Genomic DNA, 22616 nt, shown 5'->3' on the forward strand with positions numbered 1-22616 from the left:
GTAAGAACCTAGGAGTTTCGGATAACCCTGGCAAATTTCTCATGAATTTCGGCATTTGCGGCGATCAATCCTTTGTCCATGACCGGATTGTCGACGTCCTTGATGCCCTCGACCATTCCGCCGGCCTCTCGCACGATCAAAACGCCCGCCGCGATGTCCCAGGGGTGCAGGTGGCGTTCCCAGAACCCATCCATGCGCCCGGCGGCGACATAGGCCAGGTCCAGCGCCGCCGAGCCAAGCCGCCGCACACCAGAGCAGACCGGCGAAATGCGCGCCAGATCCTGCAGCGCGTGCGGCAGGTCGGGGCGGGTGCCAAACGGCAGGCCGGTGCCGAACATGGCCTCGATCATGCGGCTGCGCCCAGACACGCGCAGGCGGCTTTCGTTCATCCAGGCGCCCTGCCCCTTCTCGGCAAAGAACATCTCGTCCTTGGCGGGGTCAAACACCACGGCCGAGACGATCTCGCCCTTGTGCTCCAGGGCGATAGAGACCGACCAATGCGCCAGCCCGTGCAGAAAGTTGGTGGTCCCGTCCAGCGGGTCCACGATCCAGCGCCTTGTGGGGTCCTTGCCCTCCACCTCGTCGCTCTCCTCGGCCAGCCAGCCGTAATTTGGCCGCCCGTTCATCAGCTCTTCGCGGATGATCGCCTCGCTGGCCAGATCGGCGCGGCTGACGAAGTCGCCCGCGCCCTTCATCGAGACCTGCAGGTTCTCGACCTCGCGGAAGTCCTTCACAAGCGAACGCCCCGCGATGCGCGCGGCCTTAATCATCAGGTTGAGGTTGGCGCTGCCTTGCATGTCTGGCTCTCCGATGGGACCGGCGCGATATAGGCGAGCCGCGCGCGGAAGCCAAGCCGCTTAGGCCCGCCTCATTGCCGCAGGGCCCGGTCCGCCGGAACCCGCGACAGATCCCGCGCCATCGGCGCGCGGGGGGCCGCGCTTAGCGCGCCGGGCGCCCCGCCACCCAAAGCAGTGCCGCGCCCAGCACGCCCGACAGGGCAGAGGCGATCAGGATCGCCAGCTTCACCGTGTCCAGCGTGCTGCCGTCGAAGGCCGCCGAGCCGATGAAGATCGACATGGTAAAGCCAACGCCGCAAAGCGCCCCGGCGCCGATGATCTGCATCCAGGAGATCTCGGCCGAGAGCCGCGCCAGCCCCAGCCGCACCGCGATCCAGACCGCCAGGGCGATGCCCAGCGGCTTGCCCACCAGCAGGCCAAGGATCACGCCCAGCGCCTCGGGCGCGAAGAGATCAAACGACATCCCCACCAGTACGATCCCGGTATTGAGGAAGGCAAAGAGCGGCAGGATGAGGAAGTTCGACCAGCGCTCCAGCGCGTGCTGCAGGTGCAGGCCCGGCTCGCGCAGGCGGTCCATGGCGCCCTCCAGCACCTCAAAGGCGCGGTTGCCAATGCCCCGCGAGCTGCCGCTGGCCGCCTCAAGCTCGGCCTGGAATACCGCGGCGGTCTGCGCCGCCACGCCCGCCAGGTTCGCCCCCCGGCGCGACGGGATCGCCGCCGCGGTCAGCACCCCGGCCACGGTGGCATGCAAGCCGCTTTCATGCACGTAGTACCACAGCACCACGCCCAGCAGCAGGTAGGGCAGCCGCGAATAAACCCGCGCCAGGTTCAGCCCCGCCATCACCACCAGCACGACCCCCGCCAAGAGCAGCGCGTGCCCGTCGAACCCATGCCCGTAGAACAGCGCGATCACCACGATCGCGCCCAGGTCATCGGCGATGGCCAGGGCCGAGACGAAGACCTTCAAAGAGGTCGGCACCCGCGAGCCCAGCAGCGCCATAATACCCAGCGTAAAGGCGATATCGGTGGCCATGGGCACGCCCCAGCCCCCCGCTCCGGGCCCGCCCCAGTTCACCGCCACATAGATCAGCGCCGGCACCAGCATCCCGCCAATCGCGCCGATGATCGGCAGCGCCGCGCGGGACATATCCGACAGCTCTCCATCCACGATCTCGCGCTTGATCTCGATGCCCACCACCAGGAAGAACAGCGCCATCAAGCCGTCATTCACCCAGGCCTCGAAGGGCAGGTTCAGACCGCCCTCGCCAATGGAGATGCCGATCTTGAGGTGCTTGAGCTCCTCGTACCAGTGATGCAGCCCGATATTCACCGCGACCAAGGCGGCCAGTGTGGCCAGGATCAGCACCATGCCCGCCGAGGCGGCCCATTCGAAGAAATCGCTGCTGGCCAGGCGCCAGCGGTAGCCCAGGGGCTTGGTCGCGGCCTCGATCAGCGAATCCTCGTCCCAGGCGCCCTCGTAATGCCGCCCGTCAACGAATAGCGCGGGCGCGGCGTTGATATGCCCCGCCGTGGCCTCGGCGCGATGGTCCGCGAGCACCGCGTCGGTGGCCTCGGACGCCATATCGGCGCGCAGCTGCGCCACATCCAGGCCCAGCTCTGCGGCGGCGGCCTCTATCGCGTGCATGTCCAGAGCCCTGCCCCGCTCGAACAAGGCGCGATGCAGATCGAACGCCTTGCCCTGCCCCTGCGCGGCGATTACCGCGCGGGCGGCCTCCTGCGCCCCCGGCGCGCTGCCGGGCAAGAAGCGCAAAGTCAGGCACACGTCCTCTGTCGGGAACCGCTCTGCCGTGCGCATCATCACGTCGCGGATGCGCCGCGCCGGCTTGCTGGTGTAGTCGACAAACCAATGCAAAGAGACCTTCGCGTCGGCGGTTCCTAGAGTGATGTCTTGCGCCATGCGTGCCCCCCACCAGGCTGCCCGGTTACGCCGGTATTGTCTGCCCCTCGCGCTGAAGCTTCAAGGGCTCCGTCCGCGCCAGGCGCAGAAGATGCGCCATATAGGGCTTGGTTGTCTCAACGTCCCGGGTGGCCGCGTAGAGCCGGCGCGTCACGCCCTGCGCCGTCAGCGGGCGGGTGACATAGTCGGAATGATAGCGCACCTCGCGCACCACCCAGTCGGGCAGCACCGCCACGCCGCGGTTCGAGGCCACCAGCAGCAGGATCACCGCCGTCAGCTCGACCTGCCGGATCCCGCGCGGCTCGACCTTGGCGGGCAGCAGAAGCTGGCTGTACACATCCAGCCGGGACCGCTCCACCGGGTAGGTGATCAAAAGCTCGTCGCGGAAATCCTCGGCCACGACAAACTCCTTCTGCGCCAGCGGGTGCTGGGCAGAGGCCACAAAGACCGGCTCGTAGTCGAAAAGCGCGGTGAAATCAACGTCGTCCAGATCCTCGGGATCCGAGGAGACCACCAGATCGACCTCCTCGCGCTGCAGGGCGGGTAGCGCGTCAAAGGCCAGGCCGGGGCGGATGTCCACATCGACATCCGGCCAGGCCTTGCGGAAAAGTTCCAGGACGGGAAAGAGCCATTCAAAACAGGCATGGCATTCGATGGCGATATGCAGCCGCCCGGTCTTGCCGGTTCGCAGCCCGCGAAAATCCTCCTCTAGCGCCTCGACCTCGGGCAGGACCTTCTCGGCCAGCTTCAACAGGCGCAGCCCGGCGGAGGAGAGCTTTAAGGGCTTGGTGCGGCGCACAAAAAGCTCCACGCCCGCTTGGTCCTCTAGCCCCTTCACCTGATGGCTGAGCGCCGATTGGGTGATGTTGAGCAGGTCGGCGGCACGGGCCAGCCCGCCCGCCTCGTGGATGGCTTTGATGGTGCGCAGGTGGCGGAATTCCAGGTGCATTTCAAATAGGGCTCATAACGTTAGTGAGTTTTATGAATTTGTCTCACGTCGTGGGCCATGAGACAAGAGGACAACTCAAGCAGGATAATAGTATGCCCCGCCTCTCCTTTGAATTCTTCCCGCCCAACGGTCTAGACGCCTCTTTCCGCCTCTGGGACGCGGTGAACGAGCTGGCCCCTTTGGAGCCGCATTTCGTCTCGGTCACCTATGGCGCTGGCGGGACCACGCGGGATTTGACTCACGAGGCCGTGGGCACGATCAACAGCCATTACGGGCTGAATGTGGCCGCGCATCTGACCTGCGTGGATGCCACGCGGGCCGAGACGCTTGAGATCGCGCAAGGCTATGCCGAGGCGGGCGTGACCGAGATCGTGGCGCTGCGGGGCGACCCGCCCAAGGGCGTCAGCCATTTTGAGCCCCACCCCGATGGCTTCGCCGACAGCGCCGAGCTGGTCGCCGCCCTGGCCGATATGAACAAGTTCCACATCCGTGTCGGCGCCTATCCCGATCCGCACCCCGAGGCGCAACTCCCCGGTGCGGATGTGGATTGGTTGAAGCGCAAGATCGACGCGGGCGCGGGCTCGGCGATCACGCAGTTCTTCTTTGAGGCCGAGACCTTCTTTCGGTTCCGCGACGCCTGCGCGGCGGCGGGGATCGACGCGCCGATCATCCCCGGCATCCTGCCGATAGAGAACTGGACGCGGATGCAGCGCTTTGCCCAGCGCTGCGGCGCGCATGTGCCGGGCTGGCTGGCGGACGCGTTTGAGACGGCGATCCGCGACGACCGCCATGATCTGCTGGCGATTGCGACCTGCACCGAGCTCTGCTCTGACCTGATTGAGGGCGGGGTCGAGGATCTACATTTCTACACGTTGAACAAACCCTCGCTGACCCGCGAGGTCGCCCATGCCCTTGGCGTGACGCCGAAACTGGCGCTGCGCGACGTAGCGTAAATTCCGCAACGGGGCTTGCGGCCCGCTGAAGGCGGTGCAAACTGCGCCCATGGGCAATTTCATCGCGCAATCCATGGACGACCTGCCGACGCGGGAGCAGATGCTCGCGATGTCGGGGCTGGAATTCATGCAGGGCGTTCTGGACGGCACCGTCTCGGGCCCGCCCATCGGGCCGACGCTGAACTACTGGCTGGATGTGGTCGAGGAGGGCCGCGTGGTGTTCCGCGGCGCGCCGACCTTCGAGACGATGAACCCGATGGGCACGGTGCATGGCGGCTGGTACGGCACCTTGCTGGACAGCTGCATGGCCTGCGCGATCATGACCGTGGTGCCCAAGGGCGCCTTCTACACCACGCTGGAATACAAGATTAACATCACCCGCGGCATCCCGCTGGGGATGGAGATCGTGGCCGAGGGGCTGGTGCAGCACGCGGGGCGCTCCACCGGCGTGGCCAATGGCGAGATCCGCGGCGCCGAGGATGGCAAGCTTTATGCGACAGGCTCCACGACCTGTATGATCATGCGGCCCTAGAGGCGCTCTGCTTTAGGCGGCAATCTGGATGGGTGTGCCGCGGCACCCTCCCGGATCTATGATCCGGGACGAATCACCAAGATTTCCTTAAGAAAACAGACCCACAACGAGGTTTCCCGATTTGACGCGCGCGCGCAGGCCGCGTCGCTCAGCCGCGCTTGGCCTCTATCGCCTCCCAGATCAGCGCCGCGGTGTTGGTGCCGTCGAACCGCTCCAGCTCCTGGATGCCCGTGGGCGAGGTCACGTTGATCTCGGTCAGGTAGTCGCCGATCACGTCGATGCCGACAAAGATCTGGCCCTTTTCGCGCAAGGTAGCCCCGATGGCGGCGCAGATCTCGCGGTCGCGCGCGGTGAGCCCCACCTTCTCGGGCCGCCCGCCCACATGCATGTTCGAGCGGGTCTCGCCCTTCTGCGGCACGCGGTTGATCGCGCCCACAGGCTGGCCGTCCACCAGGATCACCCGCTTGTCGCCATTGGAGACGTCCGGCAGGAACTTCTGCGCGATCAGGGGCTCGCGGTTGATGCCGGTGAAAAGCTCGTGCAGCGAGGTCAGGTTCTTGTCGTCGGGGCCCAGGCGGAACACGCCCGCGCCGCCATTGCCGTAGAGCGGCTTGAGGATGATGTCGCCATGGGCCTCCTTGAACGCCTTCAGCGTGTCCAGGTCGCGGGCGATGGTGGTGGGCGGCGTCAGCTCGGGGAATTGCAGCACCAAGAGCTTCTCGGGGTAGTTGCGCACCCAGAACGGGTCGTTCACCACCAGCGTGCCGGGATGGATCAGGTCCAAAAGATGCGTGGTGGTGATGTAGCCCATGTCAAAGGGCGGGTCCTGGCGCAGCCAGACCACGTCCCAATCGGCAAGGTCGACCTCCTCCTCGGGGGCGAGATCCACATGGTTGCCGACCTCGCGGCGCAGAACCATGCGCTGCCCGCGCGCCGTCACGCGGCCGCTTTGAAAGGCCAGCTTGTCGGGGGTGTAGAAGAAAAGCTCATGGCCGCGCGCCTGCGCCTCTTCGGCGATGCGGAACGTGCTGTCGGCATCAATGTCGACGGCATCGATTGGGTCCATTTGGAAGGCGACTTTTAGGGACATCTGCGGGGCTCCGGTGACTTACCCCGACTACATGGCCCCGCCGCGCCGCGGCGTCAATGAAGGGTGACGTTTTCAAGCACTTCCACAGCGCCTGCCGCATCGACCAGGGCGACGTCGATGCGCGCCTCGCTGCTTTGGCCAAGCGCCAACCGCGCCATGTATCCGGCCGCCGAAGCCTCGATGCGCCCGATCTGACGCGCAGATACGCGGGACGCGGCGGTGGCGAAGTCCTTGCTTTTCTTGACCTCGACGAAAACGGTCATGCCGTCTTGCGATAGGATGAGGTCGATCTCACCGACAGGCCCACGCCAGCGGCGCTCTTGCTCGGCATAGCCCTGCCCGGAATAGAAGCGCGAAACGATATCCTCGGCGGCCTCGCCGGCGTAATGCGATATCTGTCCGCTCATTCTGGCTTCTCCCGTTGTAAGGCAGCTTGGTAAACCTGGCGTTTAGGCAGGCCCAATTGTTCGGCGACGAAACCCGCGGCGTCTTTCACGCTCATCTCCAGAAGGGCTTTGTCCAATGCGTCATCCATATCATCCGCCGCGGCCTCTCGGCGGTCGCGATCAATCACCAAGACGATTTCGCCCTTAAGGCTTTCGCCCTCCAGCGACTTGGCCAGTTCCGCAACAGTGCCGCGGCGCGCCTCTTCGAAGCGCTTGGTCAATTCGCGACACACCGCCGCCTCTCTTTCCCCCGCCTTATCGGACATCTCACCTAAGATTCGGTTAATTCGCTTCGCACTTTCAAAGATCACAACCGTTGCCGGCACCGCCAACACCTCGGCCAGCCAGCTCTGCCGCGCGCCCTTGCTGGCCGGAGGGAAGCCGGCAAACAGGAAGCGATCCGTCGGCAGGCCCGACAGCGTCAGCGCGGCCATCACCGCCGACGGCCCCGGCGCGCTGGTGACCGGCAAGCCCTCCGCCATCGCCTCGCGCGCCAACTGAAACCCCGGATCCGCCACCAGCGGCGTCCCCGCCTCGGACGCATAGGCAACAGAGCGCCCCTCGCGCAGCGCCCGGAGTATCTGCGGACGCGCCTTCGCGCCATTATGGTCGTGATAGGCAACGATCTGCCGACCCTCCAGTGCGACGCCATGGATCTGCATCAGGCGCCGCAACGTGCGCGTATCCTCCGCCGCCAGCACATCCGCTGAGGCCAATATATCCAGCCCGCGCAAGGTGATGTCGCGCGCCGTCCCAATCGGCGTGGCCACAAAGTAAAGCCCGGCATCCAGTTTCATCTTTTCCGGCCTCACAAGACGCCCCCGCTATGATTGCGTTTACTCCACCCAATCTTCGGCATAATCTGCACCGGTCGGCAAGCCAAGGGGAGCGTTGGGATGACCGGGTTGATAATGAAGACGCGGCGGCGCTTGGTGGGCGCCGGTCTGTTGCTCGGGGCCCTGGCCTTGGCCGCCTGCGACGTCACCCTGCCCGCGGTCGGCACCGGCGGGCCACGCATCAACACCAGCAAGCCGGTGCCCGTTGCGCTGTTGATCCCGCGCGGCTCCGGCCAGTCGGGGGACGAGATCCTCGCCGCCTCGCTTGAGAGCGCCGCGCGGCTGGCCATGACCGACCTCTCCGGGGTCGAGATCGACCTGCGCGTCTACGCCACCGCCGGCAGCCCCGCGCAGGCCGCGAGCGTCGCGGACCAGGCGGTCTCCGAGGGCGCCAAGATCATTCTCGGGCCGGTCTACGGCGCCGCGGCCAACGCCGCGGGCACCGCCGTGGCCGCGCGCAACGTCAACGTGCTGGCCTTCTCCAACAACACCGATATCGCGGGCGGCAACGTCTACGTGCTGGGCAACACGTTCGAGAACACCGCCAACAGGCTGGTGAATTTCGCCGCGGCGAACGGCAAGGGCAACATCCTGATCGTGAACGGTCAGGACGCCGCCGAAGAGAAGGGCCGCGCGGCCATCGCCTCGGCCATCGCGCGCAGCGGCGCCACCCAGGCCGGGACGACGTCCTTTGAGCTGTCGCAGAACGGCGTCGTGCAGGCCGTCCCCCTGATCACCAGCGCGGCGCAATCGAGCGGCGCGAACGCGATCTTCTACACCTCGGGCACGGCCGGGGCGCTGCCGATCCTCAGCCAGCTGGTGACCGAGAATGGCATCGACAAGACCACCACCCAGTTCATAGGCCTGCAGCGCTGGGACATCCCGGTCGGCGCGCTGGAGCTGGGGCCGTTGCAGGGCGGCTGGTTCGCGGTGCCGGACCCGGCGCTCACCGACCAGTTCCGCAGCCGCTACCAGGCCGTGCATGGCGAGCCGCCGCACCCGATCGCCGGGCTGGCCTATGACGGCATCGCCGCCATCGGCGCCTTGGTGCAGGCGGGCAAGGCGGACGCCCTAACGGGGGCCGCGCTGACCCAGCCCACCGGATTCTCTGGCGTTAACGGCGTCTTCAGGTTACGGGCGGATGGTACAAACGAACGTGGGCTGGCCGTTGCCACAATCCGAGAGAATAAAGTCGTCGTCATTGACCCCGCCCCAAGAAGCTTTGGCGGCGCCGGCCTCTAGGCCCGGCGCCCATGCCTCGCCCATCGGCGCGCTGATCTGCGCGCCCGATGCGGTGTTCGATGGGGCGGCCGTGGGCGCGGCCTTGCAAGAGGCCTGCGGCGCGGCCAAGGGCGCCAAGGAGATCCGCGCCGCCGCGGTGCAGGTTCTGCGCGCGGCAATGCTCGAGGGGCGCGCGGCCATCGCCGCGGCTTTCGCGGCGCATCCCAAGGCCGCCGGTCCCACCACGCGCGCCTATGCGCATCTGACCGACTGCATCGTGGGCGCGATCTATGAGGTCGCCTCCAGCCACCTGCACCCGCGCCCAAACGCGACGGAGGGCGAGCGGTTCTCTGTGATCGCCGTGGGCGGCTATGGCCGGGCCGAGATGGCGCCGCATTCCGATGTCGACCTGCTGTTTCTGGTGCCCTACAAGATGACCCCTTGGGCCGAGAGCGTGGTCGAGAGCATGCTCTACATCCTTTGGGACCTGCATCTGAAGGTCGGGCAGGCCAGCCGCTCGGTGCGCGATTGCCTCCGCCTGGGGCGCGAGGATTACACCATCCGCACCTCCCTGCTGGAGCATCGCTTTCTGTGCGGCGACGCCGAGCCCGCCGCGGAATTGCGCCACAAGCTTTGGTCCGATCTGTTCCGCAACACCGCCACCGAGTTCGTCGAGGCCAAGCTGGCCGAGCGCACCGCGCGCCACCAAAAGCAGGGCGGGCAGCGCTATATGGTCGAGCCCAATGTGAAAGAGGGCAAGGGCGGCCTGCGCGACCTGCAATCGCTGTTTTGGATCGACAAATATGTCTTTGGCGTGGACGATCGCGCCGATCTGGTCTCGAATGGCGTGTTCCGGCAGGAGGAATACGACGCCTTTGTCGAGGCCGAGGAGTTCCTTTGGGCGGTGCGCTGCCACCTGCATCTGATCGCCGACCGGGCCGCCGATCAGCTGACCTTTGACCGCCAGGTCGAGGTCGCCGAGCGCATGGGCTACGCCGACACCGCCGGGCGTCGCGCGGTCGAGCATTTCATGCAGGACTACTTCCGCCACGCCACCGCCGTGGGCGAGCTGACGCGCATCTTCCTGACCGCCTTGGAGGAGCGCCACGTCAAGCGCGAGCCCGCGCTGCTGCGCTTCTTCCAGCGCAAGCCGCGGGTGAAGCCCGACTATAAGGTCGAGCTGAACCGCCTGAACATCGCCGATGAAAAGCCGTTCTTCGCCGACAAGCTGAACATCCTGCGGATCTTTGAGGAGGCGCTGCGCACGGGGCTCTTGATCCACCCCGATGCGATGCGCCTGATCTCGGCCAATCTCGACCTGATTGATGACGAGATGCGCGCCGACCCGGTGGCCACCCGCATCTTCCTGGATCTGCTCTTGAAGCACGGCAACCCCGAGCGCGCGCTGCGGCGCATGAACGAGCTTGGCGTGCTGGCGGTCTTCCTGCCGGAATTCGCGCCCATCGTGGCGATGATGCAGTTCAACATGTACCACTCCTTCACGGTGGACGAGCACACGATCCAGACGATCCGCGTGCTGGCCGAGATCGAGCGCGAGGAGCTGGTCGAGGAGCTGCCCGTGGCCAGCGCCATCCTGGAGGAGGGCGTGAACCGCAAGGTGCTCTATGTCGCGCTGCTCTGCCACGACCTGGGCAAGGGCCGGGACGAGGACCACTCGGTGCTGGGCGCCAGGATCGCCCGCAAGATCGCGCCGCGCCTGGGGCTGAAACCCGCCGAATGCGAGACCGTGGAATGGCTGGTGCGCTATCACCTGCTGATGTCCGACATGGCGCAAAAACGCGACATCGCCGACCCGCGCACCGTGCGCGACTTCGCCAAGGCGGTGCAGACCCGCGAGCGGCTGGACCTGCTGACCGTGCTGACCGTCTGCGACATCCGCGGCGTGGGGCCCAACACCTGGAACAACTGGAAGGCCGTGCTGATCCGCGCGCTCTACCGCCAGACCCGCCGCGCGATGGAGGACGGGCTGGAGGCGCTCAACCGCGGCACCCGCGGCACCGAGGCCAAGAAGAACCTGCGCGCGCGGCTGACCGGATGGGCCCCGGGCGAGATCAAGACCGAGCTGGCGCGCCATTATGACCCCTATTGGCAGGGGCTGCATGTCACCGCCCACGCGGATTTCGCCGAGCTGCTCAAGGGCATCACCGAGGTCGGCATCCGCGCCAAGCTGACCCCGGACCCCGATCGCGACGCCACGCGCGTCTGCTTTGCGATGCAGGACCATCCCGGCGCGTTCGGGCGCATGTGCGGCGCGCTGGCCCTGGTCGGCGCCAACATCAAAGACGCGCGCACATTCACCTCCAAGGACGGCTGGGCCACCGCCGCCTTCTGGGTGCAGGACGCCGATGGCGCGCCCTTCGAGGCCTCCAAGCTGCACCGCCTGCGCGCCACCCTAGAGAAGACCATGCGGGGCGAGGTCGTGGCCGCCGAGGCCTTTAAATCCCGCGACAAGATCAAGAAACGCGAGCGCGCCTTCCAGGTGCCGACCTCGATCACCTTCGACAATGACGGCTCGGAGATCTACACGATCATCGAGGTGGACACCCGCGACCGCCCCGGCCTGCTCTTTGACCTCGCGCGCACCCTGGCCAACGCAAACATCCAGATCTCCAGCGCGGTGATCGCCACCTATGGCGAGCAGGTCGTGGACAGCTTTTACGTCAAGGACATGTTCGGGCTGAAATTCTACTCTGAGTCCAAGCAGAAAGCGCTAGAGAAGCGCCTGCGCGAGGCGATCACCCGCGGCGCGGAGCGGGCGCATTCGGGGTAATCGCGGGCTGTAACGGCCGTGGCGCGACGGCGCGCCGCGGCAAAGGGGCGCGAATCTTCACGAAATCTCAACCCCAGCGCGCGCAGAATCTGCGGGTGGTGGTTGGGGAATTCCTTGAGACAGTTCCCCGACCACCACCCGCTGAGGGTGTTCCGATTCGGGTTTAGATAAGGTGAAAAAATCCAACAAACCGCTGCGGCCTGCCCTGCCGCGCGGCACGAGCCTCTGTTTCGCATTCGGCAACGGGACCCCATGTGGAGCCAACCCATCTAGGCCTTCGCCCCCGGCAAAGGCTCCGCTGTGGCGGTGTCGGCCCTGATCTGTGCCCGGTTCGGCACGGTGCACGGGGTCTCGGTGTTTCTGGCACAGCTGGACCACGGGCGCGCCGCGATCGGCCTCACCTACCGATGTTGTGGGCGTTTGCTCTCAACCTGACGTCTCAAATTAAAAGCAGAACGCTTTATTCCTTCGCCCTGATTTTTTACCGCGGCGGCACTTATCGGCCCCACCGGGGTCGCGCTGGCGTGGCCGCGTGAGGGGCTCGTGGGGCTGCGCGGTGGGTTACAGCGTGGTCTTTGGGGCGCGAGGGGTATGCCATGGGGCTGGTCACGGCCGCCTATGCGTTGGGCGCGGCGGGTATTGGCGCCCCGAGAAATCGCTTCACATCCGGCGCGGGAACCGTTAGCCATGCCGCATGATCACCGCGACGCATCTCCGACGCCGACGCTAAGCCGTCCCAACCGCTGTGACCCAGCGCGGCCTGCCCGCGCGCCCCTTCCAAAACATTGACAGCCGCCGCCCCGATGGGGCACCAACAGGCTTCTTACATCCCTAAGGACTTATCCGATGATCCCGTCCCTTCTGCCAACCTATGCACGCGCGCCGCTCGCCTTTGAGAGCGGCGAGGGCTCCTGGCTGACCACGGTCGACGGGCGCCGATACCTGGATGTCGGGGCGGGGATCGCGGTGAACGCGCTGGGGCATGCGCACCCGGCGCTGGTCGAGGCGCTGACCGCGCAGGCGGGCAAGCTCTGGCACACCTCCAACCTCTACGAGGTGCCCAATCAGCAGGCCCTGGCCGACAAGCTGGTGGACCTAACCTTCGCGGACACGGCGTTCTTCACCAACTCGGGCACCGAGTGCTGCGAGCTGGCCGTGAAGATGGCGCGCAAGTATTTCCACGACAGGGGGCACCCCGAGAAGGTCGAGATCATCGCCGTTGAGGGCTCGTTCCACGGGCGCTCCTCGGCGGGCATCGCCGCGGCGGGATCCGAGAAGCTCACCGGCGGGTTCGGGCCTCTGCTGCCGGGCTTCACCCAGGTGCCGCTGGGTGATCTGGACGCGATGGCGGCGGCGGTCACCGAGAACACCGCCGCGATCATCATCGAGCCGGTGATCGGCGAGGGCGGGATCATCCCGCTGCCAGAGATCCACATCCGCGCGCTGCGCGAGCTGTGCGACGCGCAGGGGATCCTGCTGATCCTGGACGAGGTGCAATGCGGCGTGGGCCGGACGGGCAGGCTCTTTGCCCATGAATGGGCGGGCGTGACCCCGGATATCATGATGGTGGCCAAGGGCATCGGCGGCGGCTTCCCGCTGGGCTGCGTGCTGGCCACCGAGGAGGCCGCCAGTGGCATGACCGGCGGCACCCATGGCTCGACCTATGGCGGCAACCCCTTGGCCTGCGCGGTCGGGCTGGCCGTGCTGAACATCGTCTCCGACCCGGGCTTTCTGGCCGAGGTGAACCGCAAGGCGGGGCTCATGCGGCAGCGCCTGGAGGGGCTGGTGGCGTCGCACCCGGAGGTCTTCGCGTCCGTGCGCGGCTCGGGCCTGATGCTGGGCCTGGTCTGCAAGGCGACCAATCTGGAGGTGGTGAAGGCGGGCTATGAGGCCGAGATCCTCACCGTGCCCGCCGCCGAGAACACCGTGCGCCTGCTGCCGCCGCTGACGATCAGCGACGCGGAAATCGCCGAGGCGGTGGAGCGCCTCGACCGCGCCGCCGCGTCCCTAGGCGCGAACGCATAGCCCCTTCTTCGGTTTGAAAATATCCCAGGGGGGTCTGGGGGGACTGGTCCCCCCAGCCTTTCCAAGCAAACGAGCCCTCGATGACCCATTTCCTAGACATCCACACCACCACCCCCGCCGACCTGCGGCACATGATCGACCACGCGCGCGGCATGAAGGACGCCCGCGCCGGGCGCCCCAAGGGCGCACCGGATGACGCGCAGCCCCTGGCGGGGCACATGGTGGCGCTGATCTTCGAGAAGCCCTCGACCCGGACCCGCGTGTCCTTCGACGTGGGCGTGCGCCAGATGGGCGGGCAGTCCATGGTGCTGTCGGGCTCCGAGATGCAGCTCGGCCATGGCGAGACCATCGCCGACACCGCCCGCGTGCTCAGCCGCTATGTGGACCTGATCATGATCCGCACCTTCGAGCAGGAGACGCTGATGGAGATGGCCGAGCACGCCAGCGTGCCGGTGATCAACGGGCTGACCAATGACAGCCACCCCTGCCAGATCATGGCGGATGTGATGACGTTTGAGGAGCATAGCGGCCCCATCAAAGGCAAGAAGATCGTCTGGACCGGCGACGGCAACAACGTCTTCGCCAGCTTCGCCCATGCGGCCAAGCAATTCGAGTTCGACCTCGTGTTCACCGGCCCGGACACGCTGGACCCGGACCCCGCGCTGGAGGGGCTCTACACCACCATCCGCAACCCCGAGGAGGCGGTGGCGGGGGCCGACCTAGTGGTCGCCGATACCTGGGTGTCGATGCATGACGCGCAGACCACGCGCGAGCGGCGCCACAACCTGCTGCGCCCCTACCAGGTGAACACCGAATTGATGAGCCATGCCAAGCCCGACAGCCTGTTCATGCACTGCCTGCCCGCGCATCGCGAGGAAGAGGCGACCTCAGAGATCATGGACGGCCCGCATTCGGTGATCTTTGACGAGGCCGAGAACCGCCTGCACGCTCAAAAGGCCATTATGCGCTGGTGCCTTGGGGTCTAAGGCCACGCGGAGGCAAGCCACGCCAAAGGGGGGGCGAGACGTCGCCGTCCCCCTCGTATGGGAAGTCTCTCGGTGATGGTCTTGGGATCAGGGCCGGAAGGGCCCAGCCTGGATAGGAAAAGCAACGGCGCCGCTGCAAAGGGCGTCCGTGATCCGAATGTGATCCGCGGAAGGGTCGGATGGGGCGGGGTCACCGCTCCCGGTCGGACTTCGCGAGTGCTTGGCCAAGCAGGCGGAGTTCTACCCCGCGGCAGTTAGGATTTTGATAACCCTGCGCACGGTTGGTAGCTTATGGGCTCCACCAGACCTTGGCGCGACACAATTTTCTTGCAAGAAAATTGCGAAACTCTAGCAAGAGTTTCTTCAGCGCGCCCCGAAATGATCCCTAAATCGCACCCCCTTGCCGCTTGCGGGCCCACTTTCCTTGGAAGGAAAGTGCAAATCTCTTGCAAGAGATTTGGCGCGCCCAATGTCCACTCCAGGCCAAACCTATCCGGGCGGAACTGCCATCAATAGGAGCGCCCCTATCTCTGCTGCGTCTCGTAGTCCGGGCTCTGCCAGACCTCGACCTCCTCGCGCGGCAGCGGCGGGCGGCCCAGGATGGCGTCACTCAGCTTCTCGGCGATCATGATCGTCGGGCTGTTGGTGTTGCCATTCGTGACCTGCGGCATAAGCGAGGCGTCCACCACCCGCAGCCCCGGCACGCCATGCACGCAGCCCTGCGGGTCGACCACGGCGCCTGCATCCGTCGCCGCGCCCATGCGCGCGGTGCCCGAGAGGTGCCATTGCGACGCGATATCTGCGTTGAACGCCGCGTCCATATCCGCATCGCTTTGCACATGGCTGCCCGGGAAAATCTCTGCGCCGCACAGGTCGGCAAAGGCGGGCTGCGCGACAAGTTCCCTTACCAGCGCCACGCCCCTGCGCAAAAGTTCGCGGTCGCGCGGGTCTTGCAGGTAGTTCACCTCGATGCGCGGCGGACTCGCCGGATCGGCATCGCGCAGCGTGATCTGGCCGCGGCTATGGGCGCGCATCAGGCCGATATGGATCTGGAAGGCATGGCCCGGGAGCGGCGCCCAGGTTTTATTGTCCACCGCCAGCGGCGACATCGTCAGCTGCAGATCCGGGTAGGCCACGCCGGGCGCCGAGCGCATGCAGGCCACCACGTCGAAATGGTTGCTGGCGCAGATCCCGCCGCGGGTCAGCAGCCACTGCATCCCCGCCAGCACACGCCCCAGGAGCCGCGTCTGCGGCCAGAGAGACACCGGCTGCAAGCATCTGAACTGCATCACGAAATCGGGGTGGTCTTGCAGGTTCTGCCCGACGCCCGGCAGGTCATGGCACGGCGCGATGCCCGCATCTCGCAGCTGCTCGGCGGGGCCGATGCCTGAGAGCATCATGATATGCGGGCTGCCCACGGCGCCGGCGCTGAGGATCACCTCGCGCGCCGCCGCCGCCCTCACCGGCCGCCCAGCGGCCAGGTAATGCACACCGCTCACCCGCGCGCCCTCGAACGCCAAGCGCTGCACCAGCGCGCCGGTCACGATCTTCAAATTCGCGCGCCCGCGCGCCGGGTCGAGATAGGCGCGCGCCATGCTCCAGCGCTCTCCGTTGCGGCGGGTGGATTCCAGCGGGCCAAAGCCCTCTTGCACGCGCCCGTTAATGTCCTCGGTGATGGGATAGCCCGCCTCGCGCCCGGCCTGCAAGAAGCCGCGGTTCAGCACAGAGTTCGCGGCGGGCCAATGCGCATGCACCGGGCCAGAGCCGCCGCGATAGGTCCCCTCGCCCGCAGCACTGCTCTCGGCGCGCTTGAAATAGGGCAGCACATCCGCGTAGGACCAGCCCTCGCAGCCCGCCTGCTGCCAGCCGTCAAAGTCCAGCGCGTGTCCGCGGATGAACACCATCCCGTTGATCGACGAGGACCCGCCGAGGGTGCGCCCGCGGTCATGTTGCAGCCGCCTGCCGCCCAGCGCGGGTTCGGGCTCGCCCTGGAAGGCCCAGTTGTGCCGCGTGCTGCGCAGGTTGGATAGCATCGCCGCGGGGATCTTCAGCGACAAGGCCCTGTCCGGCGGCCCGGCCTCCAGCAGCAGCACCCGGTTGGCGGGGTCAGCGCTCAGCCGGTTGGCCAGCACGCAGCCCGCCGAGCCCGCGCCCACGATGATATAGTCGAACTCCACGCCCTGCCCCCCTGCACCGCCACGCTTTTTTCTATTGATCTCAAGGGCCGCACACAAGAAACATGAGCGCAGCGGCGCCCCGGCGCCTTCCACCGCAACGCAGGACCGCGCATTTTGTTGGGCACCGTTGAATCCCGCGCCAAGCTGGCGTGCCTGGGCGCAGGCGCGGTCTGGGGGCTGTTCTGGATCCCCCTGCGGGGGCTGGAGCATGCCGGGCTGCACCAGCTTTGGGTGATCACGCTCTACTTCGCGGTGCCCTCGCTGATCGTGCTGCCCATCGCGGCGCTGCGCTGGCGGCACTTTGCGCGCGGCGGGCTGGACCTGCAGATCACAATCCTGGCCAGCGGCGTGGCCCTGGTGCTTTACTCGATGTCGATCATCTACACCGAGGTGGTGCGGGCGATCCTGCTGTTCTACCTGATGCCGATCTGGGGTGCCCTGCTGGGCTGGGTCGTGCTGAAAGAGGCGATCACGCCGCTGCGCTTCGCGGCGATGGCGCTGGCCTTCACGGGGATGCTGACGATCTTCGGGCTGGGGCTGCGCGTGCCGCTGCCGCAGAATATCGGCGACTGGATGGGGCTGGCCTCGGGCGTGGCCTGGGCGGTGGTGGCGGTGCGCATCCGGGCCAATCCGGTGCATGAGGCGGTGGATCTGACCGTGGGGTTCTTCCTGTGGGGGATCGTGATGGCGCTGGGGGCGGCGTTGCTGCTTGCGCCCGCGGGCGTGGCCTCGGTCGGCCAGGCCGGGCCCGCGATGCCGATGCTGATCGCCTTCGTGGTGGTCCTGGTGATCCCGGGCACCTACCTGTCGCTTTGGGGGCCAAAGCACCTCAACCCGGGCGTGGTGGGGCTCTTGTTCATGACCGAGATCGTGGTGGGCGCGATCTCGGCGGCTTGGCTCTCGGGAGAGCCCTTCGGCCTACGCGAGACCCTGGGCGTGCTGCTGATCGCCGGGGCGAGCCTGCTGGAGCCCCTCGCCCGGCTCATGCGCAGGCGCGCGCCGGGAGGTCGAGCATGAGCGCGCTTAAGTTCTCGGCCAATCTTGGCTTCCTGTGGAAGGACCTGCCCCTTCCGGAGGCGATCCGCGCCGCCCATGCCGCGGGCTTTGACGCGGTGGAGTGCCATTGGCCCTATGCGGTCCCGGAGGACGAGCTGCGCGCCGCCCTGTCCGAGACCGCCCTGCCCATGCTGGGCCTGAACACGCGCATCGGCGGGGATGGCGATATCGGTCTCTCGGCCCTGCCGGGACGCGCCGTCGAGGCGCGCGGCGCCATTGACGAGGCCATCGACTATGCGGACGCGATTGACGCCCAGGCCATCCATGTCATGGCCGGACGCGCCGCGGGCGCAGCTGCTGCCGAGCAGTTCGCCGACAACCTGCGCTACGCCTGCGCGCAGACCCGCCGGACCATCCTGATCGAGCCCCTGAACCGCCATGACGCGCCGGGCTATTTCCTGTCGAGCACCGATCAAGCCCGCCAGGTGATCGAGACGGTGGCCGCGCCAAACCTGAAACTGATGTTCGACTGCTACCACGTCGCGCGCAGCGAGGGCGACGTGACGACCCGGTTGCGGCACCTGCTGCCATTTGTCGGGCATATCCAGTTCGCCGGCGTCCCGGGCAGAGGCAATCCGGACGAGAGCGAACTGCACCACCCAACGGTTTTCGCTGCGATCCGCGCAATGGGCTGGACCCGCCCCTTGGGAGCGGAATACCGCCCCGCGGGCGCGACAGAGGACAGCCTGGACTGGCTGGCCGCAGAACGGCGGGCCGCGATTGGGTGAAGGGCCAGATGCGGGTGATCTTCGGGGCAATCCTGGTCTCGGTCGGGCAAGTGGCTTGCAAAGCGCAACAAGAGACTGGGATCGCCTCCGGCTGGATTAATGCGTGTGACTTCATGGCCTGGAGTGAGCGTTGCGTGACCCAAATCTCTTGCAAGAGATTTGCACTTTCCTTCCAAGGAAAGTAGGTCCCGCAACCCGGTGAGTAGGTGCGCTTAAACGATCACTTCGAGGCACGCGGAAGAAACTCTTGCAAGAGTTTCGCAATTTTCTTGCAAGAAAATTGCGCCCCGCCAAGGCCCGCGCAAAAACCCAACGGCTAACTTGGGCGCGGGGCCGCCGCGCGGCGCAGCCGGTCGTTTATCGCCAGCCCTAGCCCGGCCTCGGGCACCGGGGCCACCGCAATGGGCCGCCCCATGGCGTCCAGCGCGCGCAAGTGGCCAAAGAGGTTCGCCGCCGCCTCGGTCAGATCGCCCGCCGCCGAAAGGTTCAGCGTGGCGGGGCCAGGACCGAAGCCCAAGAAGCTCTCGCCGGGTTCGGCAGAGCCCGCCGCCAGCCGGATGGTCGCCTCTGGCGCGTAGTGGGACGAAAGCTGCCCCGGCGCGTTGATCGCGCCGTCATGGCGGCGCAGGGGCGCGCCAAGGCAGGCCTCGACCGCCTCCGCGGGCAGCCCGCCGGGGCGCAGCAGGACCGGATCCGGCGCCAGGCCGATTATGGTGGATTCCAGCCCCACATCGCATCCGCCGCCATCCAGAACGGCCTCGATCCGGCCTGCGAGCCCGTCCCAGACGTGATCCGCCGTGGTCGCACTGATCCGGCCCGAGGGGTTGGCGGAAGGCGCCGCAATGGGGCGCCCGACCGCCCGCAGGAGCGCCTGCGCCAAGGGATGCGCGGGCACGCGGACGGCCACCGTGCTCAGCCCCGCGGAGACCAAGGGCGCGATCCCGGCCTCTGCCCGCAGGGGCAGCACCAGGGTCAGCGGTCCGGGCCAGAAGGCCCCCGCCAGGCGTTCCGCTTGATCGTTTAGGATCGCGAACCGCCGGGCCGCCGTCGCGTCCGGGACATGCACGATCAGCGGGTTGAACCGCGGGCGATCTTTGGCCGCGTAGATCCCCGCCACCGCCCGGTCGTCGGTGGCATCCGCGCCCAGCCCATAGACGGTCTCGGTCGGGAAGGCCACGCGCCCACCCGCGCGCAGGATGGCCGCGGCGCGGTCGATTTGCTCTGGCGTCAAACGCTGGGTCTCTAACATGTGACGTGGCGTCCCTACTGCGGAGGCCTTGGCTCCGTGTTAGCATCCGCCCCATCTACCGAGAGTTCGCCAAGCTGCCAAGTCCGTTGGAGAGTATCGCAATGCCGTATCGCGCACCGGTTTCAGAATTCCGCTTCTTGTTTGACCACGTGGTCGAGCTTGCCACAGTTTCCGCGACAGAGCGGTTCGCCGAGGCCGATGCCGAGACGGTGGACGCGATCCTAAGCGAGGCGGGCAAGATGTCCGAGGACGTGCTCGCGCCGCTGCAGCGCAACGGCGATCTGCACCCGGCGGTGTTGGAGAATGGCGTGGTGCGGACCTCGCCGGGCTACGCGGACGGGTATAAGGCGATCGCCGAGGGCGGCTGGGTCTCGACCAGCGCCGACCCGGAACATGGCGGCATGGGGCTGCCCCTGACCGTGACCACCGCGGTGAACGAGATGATGGCCAGCGCCTGCCTGTCGCTGCAGCTGAACCCGCTGATGACGCAGGGCCAGATCGAGGCGCTCGAGCACCATGCCAGCGACGAGATCAAGGCGCTCTACCTGCCAAAGCTGATCTCGGGCGAGTGGTCGGGCACGATGAACCTGACCGAGCCGCAGGCGGGCTCTGACGTGGGCGCCTTGCGGTCAAAGGCCGAGCCCAACGGCGATGGCACCTATGCGATCACCGGCCAGAAGATCTATATCTCCTGGGGCGATAACGACTTTACCGGCAATGTCTGCCACCTGGTGCTGGCGCGGCTGCCCGATGGGGTGCCGGGCACCAAGGGCATCAGCCTCTTCATGGTGCCGCGCAACATCCCCGACGAGAACGGCACCCCTGGCGTGGCCAACACCCTGAAGGTGGTCAGCCTGGAGCATAAGCTGGGCCTGCATGGCTCGCCCACGGCGGTGATGCAGTATGACGGCGCCACGGGCTGGCTCATCGGCAAGGAGCATGGCGGCATGGCGGCGATGTTCACCATGATGAACAACGCGCGCCTGGGCGTGGGCGTGCAAGGCATCGGCGCCGGCGAGGGCGCCTATCAGCACGCGCTGGCCTACGCGCTGGAGCGCAAGCAGGGCCGGGCCGCGGTGCCGGGCGGGACCGGCACGATCCTGGACCACGCCGATGTCCGGCGCATGCTGACCACCATGAAGGCCGAGCTTTTCGCCGCCCGCGCCATCGCGCTGGCCAACGCCGTGGCGCTGGATATGGCGACCGCGACCGGGCAGGCGGATTGGACCGCGCGCGCGGCGCTTTTGACGCCCATCACCAAGGCCCACGGCACCGAGGTCGGCATGGCCGTGTCCGAGCTTGGCCTGCAGGTGCATGGCGGCATGGGCTTCATCGAGGAAACCGGCGCCGCGCAATACGCCCGCGACGTGCGGGTCACGGCGATCTACGAGGGCACCAACGGCATCCAGTCGATGGACCTGGTGGCGCGCAAGATGATGGATGGCGGTGAGGCCGCCTATCGCCTGCTCGACGAGATCGAGGCCGGCGCCGAGGCCGCGCGCGAGACCATGCCCGATCTGGCGCAGCCGGTTTGGAGCGCCGCGGAGAACCTGCGCGAGACCACCGAATGGCTGGTCGGCCAGGACATGAGCGACCGCTTCGCCGGCGCGCTGCCCTATCTGCGCGCCTTCGCGCGGGTGCTGGGCGCGCATTACCACCTCAAGGCGGCCAGCGCCGGGGGCGACACGCGTAAATCCCTGGCGGGGTTCTATATTTCGCGCCTGCTGCCGGACCACGCCGCCAATTGCGCGCATGCCCGCGCCGGGGCCGAGGGGCTCTACGCCCTGTCGCCCGAAGACCTGGCCGTCGCCTAATGATGGATGGTGAGGCCAGCGGCATAAGATACCCATTCGAGGCGCCGCCCGAGGAGGGCGCCGCGGTGGAGGTCGCCGAGGGCGTTTTATGGCTGCGCATGCCGCTGCCGCTGAAGCTGGACCATGTGAACTGCTACGCGCTGGATGACGGCGACGGCTGGACCCTGGTGGATACCGGCATGTCCTCGCGCCGCAGCCGCGCGATCTGGCAGGCGCTGCTGGACGGTCCCCTGGCGGGCAAGCCCGTGACCCGCGTGCTGGTGACGCATCACCACCCCGACCATATCGGCAACGCGGGCTGGTTCCAGGCCGAGCACGGCGCCGAATTGCTCACCACCCGCACCGCCTGGCTGATGGCGCGGATGCTGGTGCTGGACGTGCAGGACCACGTCGCGCCGGAGACCGCTGACTTCTGGCGGGCGGCGGGCATGCTGCCCGCGATCCTAGAGCAGCGACTGGCGGAGCGCCCGTTCAACTTCGCCGATGTCGTGGCCCCCCTGCCCCTGGGCTTCACCCGTCTCCGCGAGGGCGACACCCTGCGCGCGGGCGGCCGCGACTGGGCCATCCGCATTGGCAACGGCCACGCCCCGGAGCACGCAACGCTTTGGTCTCAAAGCGATAATCTGGTGCTGGGCGGCGACCAGCTGTTGCCATCGATCTCGCCCAATCTGGGCGTCTACGCCACCGAGCCGGACGCCGATCCGGTCGCGGAATGGTACGAGGCCTGCGAGCGGCTCTTGCGGTTCGCGCGCCCCGATCAGCTGGTGCTGCCGGGGCATAAGCTGCCCTTCCGTAATGGGCCAGTTGATGTCAAGGACAGCGTTTTCACCCTCAAAAACCCGGGAACCGACGAAGGTTTCCGGGGTGCCTGCCAGGCGCAGTGAGGTTCACAGCGGAGTGATTGTGCTGTGGCGATGGGGAATATGCCAGTGTTGTTGGCCTCGCCTGTCGGCATGCCTGCTCACCGTGATGTGTCTGCGCCGGGCTCGTGCTTCCGTCCGTGGTCAGCGCAATGGCTGCCAACTTCATACCTTGTCCGGTTCGGCTC

General features: G+C 67.0%; 18 protein-coding genes. 10 read left to right on the top strand and 8 right to left on the bottom strand.

Annotated elements, in window-relative coordinates; genetic code table 11:
* Positions 1–8 precede the first annotated feature (8 nt).
* The 3 genes from AIOL_RS16025 to AIOL_RS16035 form a co-directional block, all read right to left on the bottom strand.
* Entirely contained in the window at positions 9–797 is a 789-nt protein-coding gene (locus AIOL_RS16025) for an inositol monophosphatase family protein (protein ID WP_049643907.1), read from the bottom strand.
* Positions 798–939: 142 nt separating this feature from the next.
* Positions 940–2715: a Na+/H+ antiporter NhaA gene (nhaA, locus tag AIOL_RS16030; protein WP_049643908.1), complete on the bottom strand. Its 1776-nt coding sequence runs from the start codon at positions 2713–2715 to the stop codon at positions 940–942.
* Between the two features lie 25 nt (positions 2716–2740).
* On the bottom strand, positions 2741–3664 hold the full coding sequence (locus AIOL_RS16035; protein ID WP_049643909.1) for a LysR family transcriptional regulator: 924 nt from the start codon (positions 3662–3664) through the stop codon (positions 2741–2743).
* 92 nt (positions 3665–3756) lie between these two features.
* Between AIOL_RS16035 and metF the strand changes: the two genes are divergently transcribed.
* Together metF and AIOL_RS16045 are read left to right on the top strand one after the other, a co-directional pair.
* The gene (metF, locus tag AIOL_RS16040; RefSeq protein WP_235439052.1) at positions 3757–4617 is read left to right on the top strand and encodes a methylenetetrahydrofolate reductase [NAD(P)H]; all 861 of its coding nucleotides are present in this window, start codon (positions 3757–3759) and stop codon (positions 4615–4617) included.
* 49 nt (positions 4618–4666) lie between these two features.
* Positions 4667–5149 (top strand): PaaI family thioesterase, encoded by a 483-nt coding sequence (locus tag AIOL_RS16045; protein WP_049643911.1) that lies wholly within the window; start codon positions 4667–4669, stop codon positions 5147–5149.
* Between the two features lie 148 nt (positions 5150–5297).
* Here the strand turns inward: AIOL_RS16045 and gshB are convergent, their stop codons facing one another.
* The 3 genes from gshB to rsmI are packed head-to-tail and all read right to left on the bottom strand — an operon-like array spanning position 5298 to position 7482.
* Positions 5298–6239, bottom strand: a complete 942-nt coding sequence (gene gshB, locus AIOL_RS16050) for a glutathione synthase (RefSeq protein ID WP_049643912.1) — start codon at positions 6237–6239, stop codon at positions 5298–5300.
* A 53-nt stretch (positions 6240–6292) separates the two neighbouring features.
* Positions 6293–6646, bottom strand: coding sequence for a YraN family protein (locus AIOL_RS16055; protein WP_049643913.1), 354 nt, complete (start codon positions 6644–6646; stop codon positions 6293–6295).
* Complete coding sequence (gene rsmI / locus AIOL_RS16060) at positions 6643–7482, bottom strand: 16S rRNA (cytidine(1402)-2'-O)-methyltransferase (RefSeq protein WP_049643914.1); 840 nt, start codon at positions 7480–7482, stop codon at positions 6643–6645. Before rsmI ends, AIOL_RS16055 begins: the two co-directional genes overlap by 4 nt.
* A 99-nt stretch (positions 7483–7581) precedes the next feature.
* Between rsmI and AIOL_RS16065 the strand changes: the two genes are divergently transcribed.
* From AIOL_RS16065 to argF, 4 genes are all read left to right on the top strand, one after another.
* Positions 7582–8763: a penicillin-binding protein activator gene (locus tag AIOL_RS16065; protein ID WP_049643915.1), complete on the top strand. Its 1182-nt coding sequence runs from the start codon at positions 7582–7584 to the stop codon at positions 8761–8763.
* Positions 8744–11533 (top strand): [protein-PII] uridylyltransferase, encoded by a 2790-nt coding sequence (locus tag AIOL_RS16070; protein WP_049643916.1) that lies wholly within the window; start codon positions 8744–8746, stop codon positions 11531–11533. The genes AIOL_RS16065 and AIOL_RS16070 overlap by 20 nt, the downstream gene beginning before the upstream one ends.
* Before the next feature lie 846 nt (positions 11534–12379).
* On the top strand, positions 12380–13558 hold the full coding sequence (locus AIOL_RS16075; RefSeq protein ID WP_049643917.1) for an aspartate aminotransferase family protein: 1179 nt from the start codon (positions 12380–12382) through the stop codon (positions 13556–13558).
* Between the two features lie 80 nt (positions 13559–13638).
* A complete protein-coding gene (argF, locus tag AIOL_RS16080; RefSeq protein ID WP_049643918.1) occupies positions 13639–14544 on the top strand; it encodes an ornithine carbamoyltransferase in 906 nt (301 codons plus the stop codon).
* A 524-nt stretch (positions 14545–15068) separates the two neighbouring features.
* Here argF and AIOL_RS16085 read toward each other — a convergent pair.
* Positions 15069–16721, bottom strand: a complete 1653-nt coding sequence (locus AIOL_RS16085; RefSeq protein ID WP_049643919.1) for a choline dehydrogenase — start codon at positions 16719–16721, stop codon at positions 15069–15071.
* A gap of 114 nt (positions 16722–16835) precedes the next feature.
* Here AIOL_RS16085 and AIOL_RS16090 point away from each other — a divergent pair, with 114 nt between their 5' ends.
* Together AIOL_RS16090 and AIOL_RS16095 are read left to right on the top strand one after the other, a co-directional pair.
* Positions 16836–17738, top strand: a complete 903-nt coding sequence (locus AIOL_RS16090) for a DMT family transporter (RefSeq protein ID WP_049643920.1) — start codon at positions 16836–16838, stop codon at positions 17736–17738.
* Positions 17735–18505 (top strand): hydroxypyruvate isomerase family protein, encoded by a 771-nt coding sequence (locus AIOL_RS16095; protein WP_049643921.1) that lies wholly within the window; start codon positions 17735–17737, stop codon positions 18503–18505. The genes AIOL_RS16090 and AIOL_RS16095 overlap by 4 nt, the downstream gene beginning before the upstream one ends.
* Positions 18506–18821: 316 nt before the next feature.
* Here the strand turns inward: AIOL_RS16095 and AIOL_RS16100 are convergent, their stop codons facing one another.
* Complete coding sequence (locus AIOL_RS16100) at positions 18822–19754, bottom strand: L-threonylcarbamoyladenylate synthase (RefSeq protein ID WP_049643922.1); 933 nt, start codon at positions 19752–19754, stop codon at positions 18822–18824.
* A gap of 101 nt (positions 19755–19855) precedes the next feature.
* On the opposite strand from AIOL_RS16100, the gene AIOL_RS16105 reads away from it, so the two are divergent.
* Positions 19856–21568, top strand: a complete 1713-nt coding sequence (locus AIOL_RS16105) for an acyl-CoA dehydrogenase (RefSeq protein ID WP_049643923.1) — start codon at positions 19856–19858, stop codon at positions 21566–21568.
* 2 nt (positions 21569–21570) lie between these two features.
* Positions 21571–22452: an MBL fold metallo-hydrolase gene (locus AIOL_RS16110; protein ID WP_152912692.1), complete on the top strand. Its 882-nt coding sequence runs from the start codon at positions 21571–21573 to the stop codon at positions 22450–22452.
* Positions 22453–22616 lie beyond the last annotated feature (164 nt).

The sequence above is a fragment of the Candidatus Rhodobacter oscarellae genome (assembly GCF_001078595.1).
Classification (GTDB): Bacteria; Pseudomonadota; Alphaproteobacteria; order Rhodobacterales; family Rhodobacteraceae; genus Rhodobacter_B; species Rhodobacter_B oscarellae.